This is a genomic window from Methylobacterium sp. PvR107 (assembly GCF_017833295.1).
GTDB lineage: Bacteria > Pseudomonadota > Alphaproteobacteria > Rhizobiales > Beijerinckiaceae > Methylobacterium.
The window spans coordinates 432237-446444 of record NZ_JAFIBW010000001.1 but is presented as its reverse complement, the minus strand read 5'-3'; the positions used below and the strand labels follow the sequence as shown (position 1 = coordinate 446444).

Genomic DNA, 14208 nt, shown 5'->3' with positions numbered 1-14208 from the left:
GAGCACCTCATGCCATCCGCCATCAGCATGCGCGATCTGCAAAGATTGTCGGCCGGCGCGATCCAGGCATTGCCATACGCGGTCCCGATCAAGAACGGGACCGCAACCGTCGGTGTTTTGCTCCCGATTCACACGCTCTCGCGTGAGTATCTGAGCAAGGTGTTGGCGGACATCGAAGCCGCAGCAGCGCTGCGCTCGCCTGAACAGGAAGCGGCGATCGACCAGCTGCTGGCCGAGCGCGGCGTCGAGTGATGCAGGAGAACGAGACAACTGGCCCTAGAGCACCGACATCGGTCATCGTCGTCGACGCCAACATCATCTTGAGTGTCGTTCTTGGCCGCCGCTCGCGGCCGGTGTTCGCAGAGGTGATTGCGGCCCGCAATATCTTGACGTCCGCTCGCGTGGCGGAGGAGGTTCGTCACGTCCTACGCTCAGTGCCGCATCTACCACCCGAGGCGGCTGAACTCGCCGAAGCGCTGCTGGGCGGCATCGTGGTTGTGCCGCAAGTGGTCTACGCCGAACGTCTCGATGAAGCCTCACACGTCCTGACCGACGCGGTCGCTTCGCGAAACGGCTCAGTCAGCGATGCGCATCTTCTCGCCTGCGCCTGGACCTTCGACGCCGATGTTTGGAGCCACGATCGCGACTTCGCTGGCACGGGCTGGCCGGCATGGTCGAACGCGAATTTGTACCGTGCGATCGGCGCAGAACCAAAACGAGGCCCACCCGAGGCGTCGCTTACATCTCTCTGAGCCGGCTGCTGTGTTGCAGTCACATCGGATCTGACCAGCTGCACGACCTGACTGGTATTTTGGACCGAGCCGAGTGAGAAGCTACTGCATGGTAGCACTCATGGGTAGCCGGAAGGCTAGATCCGGGAAGCTGACAGGCGCGGGGGCCGGTAGCCTAGCGACGAATGCGGTCGGACACGGTTGTAGGCGTTCTGCCATAGAGCGATCACGATCTGAGCTTCCTTCAGTGAGTAGAAGATCTCCTGGCGCAGGCACTCGTCGCATAGCTCTGCTCGGCGATCTCTGCCTCCTTGCACGTCAACGCCAAACTCTTACCCTCCGATCCGGCGCAGATTTAGCGCAGCCTGCTACGCGCTCGTCTTCTGACCTCGCGGCTCGTCCGACTCCTTCGGTCCAGGCTGATCCTCTCAATCAACTAGGTCCAAAGCCAGCCGGTCAGGTCAATTTCGGCGTGCCACCGCCAGCAATCGAATGAAGGAACTCGCCGCAACAGAGGGACACTTCGTGACACTTAGGCAGCAGATGTCTCTACTCGCCGCGTCTATCCAATCGCTCGCCCGTGTTGCGGCAAACCACGCCCCCGCCGATCAGCCGCTTGAACGGGGTGGCCTTACCGCCTGGCAACGGCCGGTGGTGCGGATCGACGACGCCCGCGTGCCGGTCACGCACTCGCCGCACCCGCGCGATCACGCCCACATCCACCACCGTCTTGGCCGCGTGACAGGGCCGACACAGCACCTGGCAGTTCGCCAGTGAGGCATCCTCGGCCAGCGCCGCTGGGACGATGTGGTCGTAGTGGAACCGACCGACCTGCAGCGCGCATGGACAGCGGCTGCCATCCGTGAGCACGCCCTCGCAGCGCCCGTCCGCCCGGGCCAGCGCGGCCCTCTGCACGGCCTTGCTGAATTCCCGCCTGATCATCACGCCGCTCCGGCCGCGGCTCTGGCCATCGATCCGCCGAGGTCGGCCGCGATCGCAGAGCGCTCAGGCGCAGTCTCGGCTAACCGGTAGGCATGCAGCTCACGCGCGCCAAGCTTGGCACAGGCGGCAAGCCAGCCGAGGAACCCGGGGTCTCCGACCTCGCAGGCTCGGGCACCGACGATAGAGGCTTGGCCTCGCTCGTCCCTGACCACGGTGAGAACGACCGCCGCGCTCTCGACGACGAGATCTGGGGTGTCGAGTGGCTGGACCACGACGACGTAGCGCCGGCTGGAGTGTCCGCGCCAGGCGCTCATTGCGAGGACAGGCGCGCCGCGCAGGCCGGCGCTCGTGCGCAGGCGCTCCTCGCGCACAGGGTGCCGGATGGCACGGTCAGCCTTCAACTCGCGCAGGGCGGCAGCCCAGGAGATGCTACGATTGGACATCGCCGGCCCTCACACCAGGAGAGAGCGGGACAGCGCACAGCGTGCGCACGCAGCTGATGCTGGCCCGCGTCGCGATGGCGACTGTGCTCCCCAACCAGGCGAGGACAGGGGGCGGGTCTGTATGGAGGTGTCGATGTGCATAGTGGCGCGCCTTGAGCTCGCGACGGGATCTGGCCCCGCCACTGCCCTGGCCCCGCGTGCGGCTCGATGAGCCTGCGGGGCGACGCGATCCTCAACACGACGATGCCTGTTTCGGCCGAGGTTCCTCGGCCCGGAGTTATGGAGGCGCTCGTCTCGCCCTATGCTCGCCGCTGGGGTGCAGAACCCGCAGCGACGCAGCGTCTCGTCCCGAAGCTTCAAAATTTAGGGCCGCGCGGCCGTTCTCAGTCGAAACCTCAACTGCAGCGCAAGTCGCGATGCCTATCATCGCCCCGCTCGTCTCGGTCTGACGCACGGCGTGCGTGAACTGACGGACAGTTCCGTTTAAACCAAGCGTGCCCATAAATATCCCGCCGCCCTTCAGCTGGCTAACTGCTTCGTTGCACGACCATTCACGCTCCTTCCGCAGCAGCAGTCCAGTCCAATCCGGGCACTGCTGTAAATTGTTCTGGATTTGGTGCGCCGAACGCCGAGAACATCCGCATCTTCCGGCAGAAGCAGGTCAACCCGCACTGATGAAATGGCATCAGCGGCGCTCGATATCCCTGCGCACGGGGTTCCGGCGCTGCAGCGGGGGAGGGGGCAGTGCGCGAGCGGTCAGATAATCGAGCGCCTGCGAGGTGCTATCGACCTGATCGTCGTGCCGCCCGTTCGGAAAGGCCATCAGCTCCGCGATGTAATCGGCCAGCCACGGAGCGTCCGATGGCAGGTGGACCTGCCCAGCCTCGAAGCGAGCCGCCTGAGCCAGGAGCCGGGCCTCCTTGTCGTAACGCGAGCGATGGAGGAGCGTCGACAAGGTTCCGGTCCGGCGCAGATCCTGATTGAGGGCACGCCCTAGCTCCGTATTCTCGATCAGGGTAGCGCTCGCCCTCCAGTGTCGGCTCAAGCTCACGATTTCTCGACGCAATTCGGGAGCCTCAAGACGCTCGCGCACGATATCGAGCAGGTAGTAGTCTAAGCCCAGCACACCCCAGACCGTGCCGACGGACCAGTCGCTCGCCTCCCCCAGAGTCGAAGCGGTATCCCAAGAGACTACCACACGCTCGAAGGTTTCCGGATCCTCCCCATCCTCGTAGAAGCGCAGCCAATCCCGGCGGATCACGTTGCCCTCGGCCGGCACCGGTGCCTGTTGGTATTGGGCGCTGAAGGTCAGAGTGCCAAGTTGGCGGCGAAGCCCCTCCAGCACGTCCAGGGGCTCACGCCCAGGTTGGAGCACCTCACCACGCGCCCGCGAGTAGACATCACCCGGACTGTCGCTCAGCTGAAACGACTCGGCCCGGACGGCGATCGCGGGAAGCTCCACCACCTCCCAATCCTCAGGAGATCGCTCGCGGAGATGCCCGCACAAATCATCGGCGTGCAGACGTTGCATCACGATCACGATCGCGCCGTTGGTCTTGTCGTTAAGGCGCGAGACCAGGGTGCCTTCGTAAAATTCGATCACCCGCCGCCGTTCGGCTGCCGAGAAGGCATCGATCGCCTTCATCGGATCGTCGATGAGGATGATATCAGCGCCGCGCCCAGTCAGGCTGCCGCCGAGCCCGACTGCCAGCCGGCCGCCGCGCTGGGTGGTGGTAAGCTCCATATCGCGTTGCCGGCCCGGGACCAGAGCACAATCGGGGAACAGCTCCCGGAACCACGCGCTCTCCATCACGGTGCGCGTGTCTTGTGAGAGCTTCCGGGCGAGATCGGCGGCGTACGAGACTGCGATGATCCGGCGGCTCGGCGCGTGACCGAGGAACCAAGCCGAGAATGCCACCGAGACGGCGATGGACTTCATCGATCGCGGCGGCATGTTGATGATCAACCGCCTGATGTCGCCACGCGCGATGCGTTTGAGTTGCCAAGCGAGATGATCGTGATGCCAGCTGTGCTGGTAAGGTGTCCCAGGCTCGAGAGCCTGGAACGTCCGGTGAGTGAAAGCGGAGAGCTCATGGCGGAGGAGCGCCCTCAGAAAACGAGCGCGGTCAACCATCGTCGCCCTCCTCATCACTCCTCGTCTCGTCGTCCGGCCGCTCAACCTCAGGGGTCAGTTTGGAGGCGGGACGTAGATAATGGCGCAAGATCGCCTCATCGTCCTCGGACCGATCTGGCGTGAGTGTCAGTTCGGGGCTCGGAGCGGCGGCAGCTCGGCGTTCCAAGCGATCGAGGATTTTCTCGATAGCGTTCGTATCGCCATTCAGAGCTTTCTGGCGCCAAAGCATCATCATCGCGATGACGGCGTTGGCACGTTCCGGGCCGTTTCGGCCGTTGATAGACACCTCCCTCTCGAGAAATGCGTCAAAGTAGTAATCATCGAGTAATTTTGAAGTTAGACCACCTTTCGGCCGACCACGTGGATTACCAGATTTCCCCTTTTGAAATCGGTGCTTGCGCGGCGGATGCCCAGGGCCAACCTTCTCACCGTCGTCACTATCGCTCATGGTCAGATCTCCGGCACATTAGCGTCGAGAAGCGCCCAGACCACGTGCATCGACATCCCATTACGTCTCGCCCCCGTAACGAGGGGGTTTCAGACGCCTTTGGAATGCTGCTTGCGCGGTGCGCCGCAAAGTTCCCGACAGGCCAGAGGAGCGAAGCTTAGGTCTTGGTACCCCCTCAACAAGGTTCAACGCGGCAATAATGGGGAGATTTCTCGCAAAAGCGCAACCCATCACGGTTGCGACATCTTAAAGCACAGCACAGATTCTTGGCTAAGTACTGTCGATCGCTCCAGGGCCGACGCTTGCGTCGAGCCCTCGAATTTGTGGCGCGCCGATGCGTCCCGACATGGTATGCACCTGTGCATGCGGATTCTGTAGAGAGCCAGAAACGCTTTGACGCGCGTGCCGCCCCATGAACCTGTCAGGGCACGCGTGTGCGAATGCGTATGCGGGGCGGGGGCGCCGCGGATGGTGCCTCCTCCGATGCCGAGGCCGCGGCAGGTCCGCTAACCTCCGTCGAGCCCACCAGAGCGCACGCGTCATGTGGCGTCCGATCTACGCGCCGGGTACGCGCGTGAAGCCAATCATCGAGACTCTCCCCGGTCTCCGCACAGACCGCCGTGCGCCCGGTCATCCGCTCCCAGCGGCGGATCGCGACCTGTGCGTAGCGCGGCTCAATCTCGACGGCTCGCACCCGCCTCCCGACCTGCTCCCCGGCCAAGATCGTCGTGCCGGAGCCCACGAACGTGTCGAGCACCACCGCTCCCGAGCGGGTGACGTCCTTCAGTGCATCTGCAACCAGTTGCAAAGGCTTCACGGTCGGATGAGCGGCGAGGTTCGCTAAGCGCCCCGCGCCGAATCCATTGGCGCCCGGATAGGCCCAGACGTTGGACCGATTGCGGCCATACCGCCCCATCTGGACGTTGTCGCGGTGCCGTGCCTCGCCGACCCGGAATACGGCGATCAACTCGTGCTGGTTGCGATAGAGACCACCCTGGCCAGCGTTGGTCTTGTTCCAAACGACGAGGTTGAGATAGGCGCCGTAAACGCTGGAACCCGCCGCGAGCAAGTCTTGCACATGTCGCCAATCGATGCAGGCGAAATGCACGGCCCCCGGAGCCGAGACGCGCGCCGCATTTCCCAGCGCGGCGGATAGAAACGCGACATACTCCGTTGGGCTCATCTCGCCGGAGGCAAACGCAAAATCGGGGTGCCGCACCTTCCCGCGCGTGCTGAGCTCCGCCTGCGCGAGATTGTAGGGTACGTCGAGGAACGCACACTCGACCGCAACGCCCGCCAACAGCCGATCCAGCAGGGACGTATCCCGTGCGTCGCCGACGGCGAGGCGATGCTCTCCCAGCTGAAGCAGGTCTCCCGGGCGCAGGACGAGAGGCTCCTGCAGCAGTGCAGGATCGATGTCGTCATCGGCCCCGATCTGATCGGCGAAATCGAGGGTCAAAGCGTCGAGTTCAGCGATCTCGAAGCCCGTATCGGAAATCTCGAAGCCGGCCTCCTGAAAAAGGATCGTCAGCTCCGGGATCTGTTTGGCGAGCCGTTGCCGGTCGAGCCGCGCATCCTCGCCGATGCGATTGTCAGACAACAGGAACGCACTCTTCTGCGCCTCGGATAGCCCGAAGACCTGCACAATCGGTATCGATTCCGATCCAGCACGGACAGCCTCGACCCGAGCATGGCCCGAGAGGATCGTGTAGCCCTCGTCGACGACCACCGGGGTGAGGGGACCTGCCACCTCGATGGCGCGTGCGAGCTTCTTGATCTGCTGTTTGGGATGAACGCGAACGGCGGCCGGGTTGGCTTTGAGCGTGCTGCAGGGGCACAGGCCGTATCGCGCCTCGATGCCCGGTCCAAGCGCGATCCGGGGGGCGCTGTCGAGAGGGAGTGCGTTAGACCGAGCTGTTAACGCCGCAAGCTTTGATGTCGATGCAGGCATTGTAGGCCTCCAAATTGGAGACCGAGGGCAAGGCAACCGCGCAACGACCATCGACTTTCCCCGTTCGCGCGACGCGCGTGGCTCCTGGGGAAATTGTCGAAGCCGCTGCGGCATGTGGAAGGCTGCCGCCGCTAAACTTTGGTGAGGCACAGCTACCGATTGCAATCGGTCGCTTGTGAATACTCGTCGACATGACGAGCAACGCCAACTTAGATCTGCACCTGAGACGTTTCAAGACCTACCGTCATTGGAACATAACAAGAACATACTTTGTGAGCACGTCGGCTCTGGTGTATGCGTAACAGTGCTTTCAGCGGCCGAAATATTAGAACCGACCTCCCATAAGTGGATACGGGAAACGCGGAAGCCCTCCCTGTTATTCTCCCTGGTGCAGGGAGGGGAAGGCTCGCGCACCGCATCATGGGCGGAGCAGGCCGCTTCGCTGTCCGGTCAAGGCGCTCTCTCGGCTGTGAGGCGGCGGGCTCGGCCTCAAGTGCCGCTCACTCTACAACCTGATCGTCCCCCGCGAAGACGAGCTGGCGTAGGCTACGCAGCGCCTGGCCAAGCGGCGCAGGTTGCTAGGACGCCCGCCGCCGAGCCGGCACCGTCCCGCGCTCGCTATCGCGCCCCGATGGCAAGCCCCCGGCAACAAGCCGCCTCAGCGTCCGATGCCACGATAGGTAATTCCATGACGTGCGGCGCTCGCGGGATCGTAGATATTGCGCAGATCGATCAGGACGGGGGCGGCTTCGCCGGACGCCATGGTCTGACGCAGACGGTCGAGATCCAGCGCCCGAAAGTGATCCGCCTCCATTGAAGTGGTCAATCGCATAGAGCTTGGTCAATATCTTTGCCGGTCCGTTTGCCAGCAACTAACTGAATTAGAACACCGGCTTATGTCGAAGACGGCGAGGCCAAAATGCCGGTCTTTTTGCCGGTTTCTTCGGCGCTGTGCCTGTCACCGCCTCGCGCCCGATATCAAGGCCGATGTCAGGCCCCCGGCAGCAAGCCGCCTCACCGTCCGATACCACGATAGGTAAATCCGTGACGTGCGGCGCTCTCTGGATCGTAGATGTTGCGGAGATCGATCAGGACCGGGGCGGCTTCTCCGGACGCCATGGTCTGACGCAGACGGTCGAGATCGAGCGCCCGGAAGGCGTTCCACTCGGTGACGATGACCAGGGCGTCGGCGCCCTCGGCGCAGGCATACGCGTCCTCGGCGTAGGTCACCTCCGGCATCAGCGCGCGGGCCTGGGCCATGCCCTCCGGATCGTAGGCCACGATCCGCGCCCCGGCATCCTGCAGCCCGGCCACGATCGCCAGAGAGGGCGCATCGCGCATGTCGTCGGTGTCGGGCTTGAACGTCAGCCCGAGCAGCGCCACCGTCTTGCCCCGCACCGAGCCGCCGCAGGCCTTGATCACCTTGCGGGCCATGGCGCGCTTGCGCTGGTCGTTGACCGCCACCACGGTCTCGACCAGCCGCAGCGGCGTGCCGGCATCCTGGGCGGTCTTGACCAGCGCCAGCGTGTCCTTGGGAAAGCACGAGCCGCCGTAGCCCGGACCGGCATGCAGGAACTTCGGGCCGATGCGCTTGTCCAGGCCGATGCCGCGGGCGACCTGCTGGACGTCGGCGCCGACCGCCTCGCACAGGTCGGCGACCTCGTTGATGAAGGTGATCTTGGCGGCCAGGAACGCGTTGGCGGCGTACTTGGTCAGCTCGGCGGTGCGCCGGTCGGTGACCAGGATCGGCGCCTGGTTGAGGTAGAGCGGCCGGTAGACCTCGCGCATCACCGCCTCGGCGCGGGCATCCTGGGTGCCGACGACGATCCGGTCGGGCCGCTTGAAGTCGGCGATCGCCGCGCCCTCGCGCAGGAACTCGGGGTTCGACGCCACCGAGACCTCCGCGGCCGGGTTGGCCTCCCGGATGATCCGCTCGACCTCGTCGCCCGTGCCCACCGGAACCGTCGACTTGGTCACCACAACGGTGAAGCCCGACAGCGCTCCGGCGATCTCGCGGGCGGCGTCGAACACAAAGCTCAGGTCGGCGAAGCCGTCGCCGCGGCGCGACGGCGTGCCCACCGCGATGAACACGGCCTCGGCCTCGGCCACGGCCTCCCGCATCGACGTGCCGAACGTGAGCCGGCGCTGGCGCACGTTCTCGGCGACCAGCGCGTCGAGGCCCGGCTCGTAGATCGGCATACGGCCGGCGTGCAGGCTGGCGATCTTGTCGGGGTCCCGGTCGATACAGACCACGGTGTGACCGAAATCGGCCAGACACGCCCCGGAGACCAAGCCGACATAGCCGGCCCCAATCATCGCAATCTTCATGAGGTCTTCCGCACGTTGAGCTTGCCGTATCCCGGACCTGATCGATCGACAAGAAATCGGCAGGCGGGTCGATCGTCCACGCTACGGTCGAACGGCATCAGATTTACGAACCTCGGCGCAGGATCTCCGCGCTGCGATAAGATACGAGCCGCGTATCGCTCACGGACGGAACAGGCGGCTCCGCTTTCCGATCGCGGCGTTCGCACGGTCGAGCGGCCTCGCGCCCCGCTCACTCCACGACCTGATCGTCGCCCGCGAAGGCGAGCCGGCGCAGGCTGCGCAGCGCCCGGTCGAGTTCCTCCCGTGACGGCGCCGCCAGCGCGAGGCGGACGGCGTTCGGCGCATGGCCGGGATGGACCGCGAAGGCCGAGGCCGGGAGGAGGGCGATGCCCTGGCGCAGGGCCGCGGCCGCGTAGGCCTCGGCCCGCCACGTCTCGGGCAGTTCGAGCCACAGGTGATAGGCGTGCGGATCGCCGACCACCCGCAGGTCCGCCAGCGCCGCCCGGGCGACGGCCTGCCGGGCCGTGGCGTCCCGGCGCTTGGCCTCCGCGAGCGCCGCCGCCGAGCCCCCATCCATCCAGTGCATGCCGGCCGCGAGCGACAGGCCGAGCGCCGTCCAGGCGCCCTGGCGGACCGAGGCCGCGAGCCGGTCGGTCAGGTGCGGAGGCGCGGCGATCAGGCCCACCGTCAGCGCCGGCATCACCCGCTTCGAGAGGCTGTCGATCAGGATCACCCGGTCCGGGACGAGGCTGGCGAGGGGCCGCGTGTCGGCCAGGAAGCCGTAGACCGCGTCCTCGATCGCGGTGAGCTCCGTCCGGTCGAGGCACGCCGCGAGGTCCGCGCGCCGGGCCGGCCCCATCGTGACGCCCAGGGGGTTCTGCAGGGTCGGCTGGATGTAGACACCGCTCAGCGGCGCCGCCCGGTGCGCCTGGAGGAGGGCCTCCGGGCACATGCCGTCCGCGTCCATGGCGACCGGCACCAGGGTGATCCCCAGCCGGGCGGCGATGCCCCGCACCGCCGGGTAGGTCAGCGGCTCGCAGCCGATCCGCGCCCCCGGCGCCGCCAGCGCCGCCAGGGCCGCGGCGAGCGCCTGCCGGCCATTGCCGGTGAACAAGATGTCGGCCGGCTCGGGCGCGTAGCCGTCGCGGGCCAGGAACCCGGCCGCGACCGCCCGCGCCCGGGGCGTCCCCGCCGGCCCGTACTGGCTGAACCCGATCTCGCCGCCGCTCCGCGCCAGCGCCGCCAGCGTCTCCGCCAGCACGGCCTCCTGCTCGGGCAGCCGCGAATGGGTCCGCTGCAGATCGACCGCCGCCGGGGGCGGTTCCGGCTGGAGCGGCCCGGCGCGGCCCGGATCGCTCCGGACATAGGTGCCCCGTCCGACCTCGCCGGCCGTGAGCCCCCGCCGCGCCAGCTCCGCGTAGACCCGGCTCGCCGTCGAGACCGCGATGCCGCGGGCATAGGCGAAGTCGCGCTGCGGCGGCAGCCGCTCGCCGGGGCGCATCCGGCCCGCCGCGATCTCGGCCGCGATGGCGTCGGCGACCGACCGGTAATCCGCGGACCGCATTATTGCTCCGAGGTCAATGTTTCGATTGATCCGAGGTATGTATCGGATCAATCCTCCGCCAGCAATCCCGGCCGGACTGCACCCCCTGCCACCGGATCGTCCGCGATGCCCACCGTCACGCTGTCTGCCTCACCCGCTTCCCCCCGGCCCGCCCCGGGCCCATCCGTGCTCCGGCTCTGGCTGCGCCGGATCCACACGCGGCGCGCCCTCGCGGCGCTGCATCCCGACCAGCTCCGGGATATCGGCCTCGAACCGTGGGCTCTGCGCGCGGAGATCGACAAGCCGTTCTGGCGGGCGTGAGAGGGGGACATGCACGCGAGGCGGGTGATCCGGCGCGATCACACGCCTATATGCGGGTCTCGTAACGTTCCTCCCGACAGAACCCGCATGACCGACGACACCGCGGCCGGGCCGAAGGCCCCGGCCGAGCGCCCCGGCCTGATCGCCACCTACCGGCGGCTCTGGCCGCATCTCTGGCCCCACGGCCGGCCCGACCTGCAGCGCCGCGTCTTCCTGGCCTTCGGCCTGCTGCTCGCCGCCAAGCTGGTGACCATGGTGACGCCGTTCACCTTCAAATGGATCACTGACGCGCTGGTGGCGGCGGTCGGCGGTAAGGACGCGCCGCTGCCCACGGGGCTGCTCGCCGCGCCGATGCTGCTGATCGCCCTCTACGGCGTGTCGCGGATCGCCATGTCGGCGCTGACCCAGGTGCGCGACGGGCTGTTCGCCAAGGTGGCGATGCACGCGGTGCGCCGCCTCGCGCTCAAGACCTTCGAGCACATGCACCGCCTGTCCCTGCGCTTCCACCTGGAGCGCAAGACCGGCGGCCTGACCCGGGTGCTGGAGCGCGGCCGCGCCGGCATCGAGGAATTGTCGCGCCTGATGGTGCTGACCCTGGTGCCGACCATCGTCGAGTTCGTGCTGGTGCTGGGCGTGCTGGCCTACGAATTCAGCTGGACCTACGCGGCGACCGCCTTCCTGACGGTCGCGGCCTATCTGGCCTTCACCTACAAGGCGACCGAGTGGCGGATCGCGATCCGCCGCCGGATGAATGCCTCCGATACCGACGCCAACACCAAGGCGGTCGATTCGCTGCTCAACTACGAGACGGTGAAGTATTTCGGCGCCGAGCGCCGGGAAGCCGCCCGCTACGACGAGTCGATGGCGAAATACGAAAAGGCCTCGACGCAGACCTACGTGTCGCTGGCGGTGCTCAATGCCGGGCAGGCGGTGATCTTCACGCTGGGCATGACCGTGGTGATGTGGCTCGCCGCCCGGGACATCCTGGCCGGGCGCACGACGATCGGCGGCTTCGTGCTGGCCAACACCATGCTGGTGCAGCTCGCGATGCCGCTCAACTTCATGGGCATGATCTACCGCGAGATCAAACAGGCGCTGATCGACATCGACGACATGTTCCGCATCCTCGGGCAGAACCCCGAGATCGCCGACCGGCCGGGCGCGGCGCCGCTGGCGGTCGCGGGCGGCACGGTGCGGTTCGAGGACGTGCGCTTCGCCTACAATCCCGAGCGGCCGATCCTGCGCGGGGTCTCCTTCGCGATCCCGGCGGGGCAGACGGTGGCGGTGGTGGGGCCCTCCGGGGCCGGCAAGTCGACGCTGTCGCGCCTGCTGTTCCGGTTCTACGAGCCCTCCGCCGGCCGGATCAGCGTCGACGGCCAGGACATCGCCGCGGTGACGCAGGCGAGCTTGCGGGCGGCCATCGGCATGGTCCCGCAGGACACGGTGCTGTTCAACGACACGATCGGCTACAACATCCGCTACGGCCGGGCCGACGCCACCGAAGCGGAGGTTCGCGAGGCGGCCCGGCTCGCGCAGATCGACGGCTTCGTGTCGAGCCTGCCGGAGGGCTACGACACGCCGGTGGGCGAGCGCGGCCTGAAGCTCTCGGGCGGCGAGAAGCAGCGGGTCGCCATCGCCCGCACGATCCTGAAGGCGCCACCGATCCTGGTGCTCGACGAGGCGACCTCGGCGCTCGATTCCTTCACCGAGGCCGAGATCCAGGCGGCCCTCGACCGGGTCAGCCGCGGCCGCACCACCCTGGTGATCGCCCATCGGCTCTCGACGGTGGTCAACGCCGACGCGATCCTGGTCCTCGACCACGGCCGCATCGTCGAGCGCGGCACCCATGCGGAGCTGCTGGAGGCCGGCGGCGTCTACGCTGCGCTCTGGGACCGCCAGCGGGAAGCCGACGCCGCCCTGGAAGTGCTCCAGCGAGCCGATGCCCCTGTTGTGCCGGTGCGCGGGCGCGGCGCCGTGCCGGAGACGGCGGCGGCGGAGTGACAGGAAGGCCAGAGCTGCGCCGCTCCCGCCGCATCGCGACGAGACCCGGAGCGGCGGGTCCGGCTTGCCGGACAGGCCGCACGTCTACCACCCTATCGGGGACGGCCAGGGGTGGATCCGGCCCTACCGGCCCGATCGCACCCTGACCCCGAGCAGGTCCTCGAACGGCAGCACCATCGCGCCCTTGTCCTTGCCGGCGTGGCCCTGGCGGAGCGCCGTCTGGTAGGTGGCGGTGGCGGCCGCCGTGACCGGCATGGGGAAGCCGTTCTCCGCCGCGACCGCGGCCGCCGCGACGAGGTCCTTGTAGGCCGCGCCCATCGGGTAACCCTCGTCGAAGCGCCCCTGGAGGATGCGCGGCACGAAATACTGCGCCGCGTAGCTCCGGCTGGTGCCGGTGGTGACCACCTTGGCAACCTGATCGGGATCGAGTCCCATCGCCACCGCCATGGGCAGCACCTCGGCGAGCGCCGCGATGTTGATGTCGTAGAGTACGTTGTTGATCGTCTTGGTGAGCTGGCCGGACCCCACCGGACCCATGTGGAGGACGCTGCTGCCGATCCGCTCCAGGAGCGGACGCACCTGCGCGACGGCCTCGGCCTCGCCGCCGCACATGACGGTGAGCGTCCCGGCCTCGGCGCCGGCCGGCGCCCCGGAGACGGGCGCGTCGACGAAGCGCCGCCCCATCGCCTCCAGGGTCCGGCCGATCGCCGTCGCCTTGGCGTGCGCGATGGTGCTGAGATCGACCACGACCGCCCCGGGCGCCAGCCGCTCGGCGAGGCGGCCTGCGCCGAACAGGGCCGATTCGACCACATCGCCGTTCGGCAGGCACAGGAACAGCACGCCGGCGCCGTCGACGGCCGCGGGATCCGCCGTGGCGACGAGGCCCGGCGCGTCGAGGCCGGCGAGGCGCGCCGGATCGGAATCGACCGCGACGATCGTCTCGGACTCGGAGTCGCGCTTGGCCGCGAGATTGCGGGCGATGGGGTGGCCCATCGCGCCGAGGCCCAGGAGGGCGATGCGGGTGACCATGGTGGTGTCCCTGTCCTAGCGCCCGGCCGCCGCGCGCTTCTGATTGAGGGCGAAGAGCCGCGCCAGATGCCGCTCGCTCGAGAAGGCGGCTCGGCGCCGGCTCAAGACTTGCCACGCCGCGCTGCCCGCCGCCAGCAGACCCATGCGGCCCGCGCCGAAACCGCCCGAGTTACACGCGACAGCGGCACGCGGGGCACACGGGTCCGCCGCTCTTCCCCTTGACATTATTCCTATTCTGTGCTTCCTAGCCGCACCTGCCCACGGCGGTTCGGGAGCGATCCCGGGGCGTCCTTCATGGGACCCGTGCGGTGGCTGACCGGGCGGGTCCGGGGGTGGG

12 protein-coding genes and 2 pseudogenes are annotated in these 14208 nt (G+C 67.3%); 4 read left to right on the top strand and 10 right to left on the bottom strand.

What is annotated here, in order from left to right; translation table 11 throughout:
* Positions 1-9 precede the first annotated feature (9 nt).
* Entirely contained in the window at positions 10-252 is a 243-nt protein-coding gene (locus tag JOE48_RS01940) for a hypothetical protein (RefSeq protein WP_210026590.1), read from the top strand.
* Positions 252-752: a PIN domain-containing protein gene (locus JOE48_RS01935; RefSeq protein WP_210026588.1), complete on the top strand. Its 501-nt coding sequence runs from the start codon at positions 252-254 to the stop codon at positions 750-752. Before JOE48_RS01940 ends, JOE48_RS01935 begins: the two co-directional genes overlap by 1 nt.
* A gap of 81 nt (positions 753-833) precedes the next feature.
* Here JOE48_RS01935 and JOE48_RS01930 read toward each other — a convergent pair.
* From JOE48_RS01930 to JOE48_RS01890, 9 genes and pseudogenes are all read right to left on the bottom strand, one after another.
* A pseudogene (locus JOE48_RS01930) lies at positions 834-1021 on the bottom strand (integrase core domain-containing protein); the annotation flags it as partial.
* A gap of 259 nt (positions 1022-1280) precedes the next feature.
* On the bottom strand, positions 1281-1673 hold the full coding sequence (locus JOE48_RS01925) for an HNH endonuclease (protein ID WP_210026580.1): 393 nt from the start codon (positions 1671-1673) through the stop codon (positions 1281-1283).
* Complete coding sequence (locus JOE48_RS01920) at positions 1673-2116, bottom strand: hypothetical protein (protein WP_210026578.1); 444 nt, start codon at positions 2114-2116, stop codon at positions 1673-1675. The genes JOE48_RS01925 and JOE48_RS01920 overlap by 1 nt, the downstream gene beginning before the upstream one ends.
* Positions 2117-2801: 685 nt before the next feature.
* Entirely contained in the window at positions 2802-4250 is a 1449-nt protein-coding gene (gene terL, locus JOE48_RS01915) for a phage terminase large subunit (RefSeq protein WP_210026576.1), read from the bottom strand.
* Positions 4243-4698: a DUF5681 domain-containing protein gene (locus tag JOE48_RS01910; protein ID WP_210026567.1), complete on the bottom strand. Its 456-nt coding sequence runs from the start codon at positions 4696-4698 to the stop codon at positions 4243-4245. Before JOE48_RS01910 ends, terL begins: the two co-directional genes overlap by 8 nt.
* A gap of 421 nt (positions 4699-5119) precedes the next feature.
* Positions 5120-6649 carry a DNA modification methylase gene (locus tag JOE48_RS01905; protein ID WP_210026566.1) on the bottom strand — a complete coding sequence of 510 codons (1530 nt, stop codon included), beginning with the start codon at positions 6647-6649 and terminating at the stop codon, positions 5120-5122.
* 658 nt (positions 6650-7307) lie between these two features.
* A pseudogene (locus JOE48_RS01900) lies at positions 7308-7460 on the bottom strand (UDP-glucose 6-dehydrogenase); the annotation flags it as partial.
* A gap of 203 nt (positions 7461-7663) precedes the next feature.
* On the bottom strand, positions 7664-8977 hold the full coding sequence (locus tag JOE48_RS01895) for a UDP-glucose/GDP-mannose dehydrogenase family protein (protein WP_210026564.1): 1314 nt from the start codon (positions 8975-8977) through the stop codon (positions 7664-7666).
* A 229-nt stretch (positions 8978-9206) separates the two neighbouring features.
* Entirely contained in the window at positions 9207-10541 is a 1335-nt protein-coding gene (locus JOE48_RS01890; RefSeq protein WP_210026562.1) for a PLP-dependent aminotransferase family protein, read from the bottom strand.
* A 105-nt stretch (positions 10542-10646) separates the two neighbouring features.
* Here JOE48_RS01890 and JOE48_RS01885 point away from each other — a divergent pair, with 105 nt between their 5' ends.
* Both JOE48_RS01885 and JOE48_RS01880 read left to right on the top strand, forming a co-directional pair.
* Positions 10647-10841 (top strand): DUF1127 domain-containing protein, encoded by a 195-nt coding sequence (locus JOE48_RS01885; protein WP_210026553.1) that lies wholly within the window; start codon positions 10647-10649, stop codon positions 10839-10841.
* 87 nt (positions 10842-10928) lie between these two features.
* On the top strand, positions 10929-12842 hold the full coding sequence (locus JOE48_RS01880) for an ABC transporter ATP-binding protein/permease (RefSeq protein ID WP_210026551.1): 1914 nt from the start codon (positions 10929-10931) through the stop codon (positions 12840-12842).
* Positions 12843-12965: 123 nt separating this feature from the next.
* Here JOE48_RS01880 and JOE48_RS01875 read toward each other — a convergent pair whose 3' ends face one another.
* Positions 12966-13871: an NAD(P)-dependent oxidoreductase gene (locus tag JOE48_RS01875; protein WP_210026543.1), complete on the bottom strand. Its 906-nt coding sequence runs from the start codon at positions 13869-13871 to the stop codon at positions 12966-12968.
* Positions 13872-14208 lie beyond the last annotated feature (337 nt).

Coding starts and splice junctions, on each gene's coding strand:
- JOE48_RS01880 (WP_210026551.1), top strand. CDS start 10,929: ATGACCGACGACACCGCGGCCGGGCCGAAGGCCCCGGCCGAGCGCCCC.
- JOE48_RS01935 (WP_210026588.1), top strand. CDS start 252: ATGCAGGAGAACGAGACAACTGGCCCTAGAGCACCGACATCGGTCATC.
- JOE48_RS01940 (WP_210026590.1), top strand. CDS start 10: ATGCCATCCGCCATCAGCATGCGCGATCTGCAAAGATTGTCGGCCGGC.
- JOE48_RS01925 (WP_210026580.1), bottom strand. CDS start 1,673: ATGATCAGGCGGGAATTCAGCAAGGCCGTGCAGAGGGCCGCGCTGGCC.
- JOE48_RS01885 (WP_210026553.1), top strand. CDS start 10,647: ATGCCCACCGTCACGCTGTCTGCCTCACCCGCTTCCCCCCGGCCCGCC.
- JOE48_RS01895 (WP_210026564.1), bottom strand. CDS start 8,977: ATGAAGATTGCGATGATTGGGGCCGGCTATGTCGGCTTGGTCTCCGGG.
- JOE48_RS01905 (WP_210026566.1), bottom strand. CDS start 6,649: ATGCCTGCATCGACATCAAAGCTTGCGGCGTTAACAGCTCGGTCTAAC.
- JOE48_RS01875 (WP_210026543.1), bottom strand. CDS start 13,871: ATGGTCACCCGCATCGCCCTCCTGGGCCTCGGCGCGATGGGCCACCCC.
- terL (WP_210026576.1), bottom strand. CDS start 4,250: ATGGTTGACCGCGCTCGTTTTCTGAGGGCGCTCCTCCGCCATGAGCTC.
- JOE48_RS01890 (WP_210026562.1), bottom strand. CDS start 10,541: ATGCGGTCCGCGGATTACCGGTCGGTCGCCGACGCCATCGCGGCCGAG.
- JOE48_RS01920 (WP_210026578.1), bottom strand. CDS start 2,116: ATGTCCAATCGTAGCATCTCCTGGGCTGCCGCCCTGCGCGAGTTGAAG.
- JOE48_RS01910 (WP_210026567.1), bottom strand. CDS start 4,698: ATGAGCGATAGTGACGACGGTGAGAAGGTTGGCCCTGGGCATCCGCCG.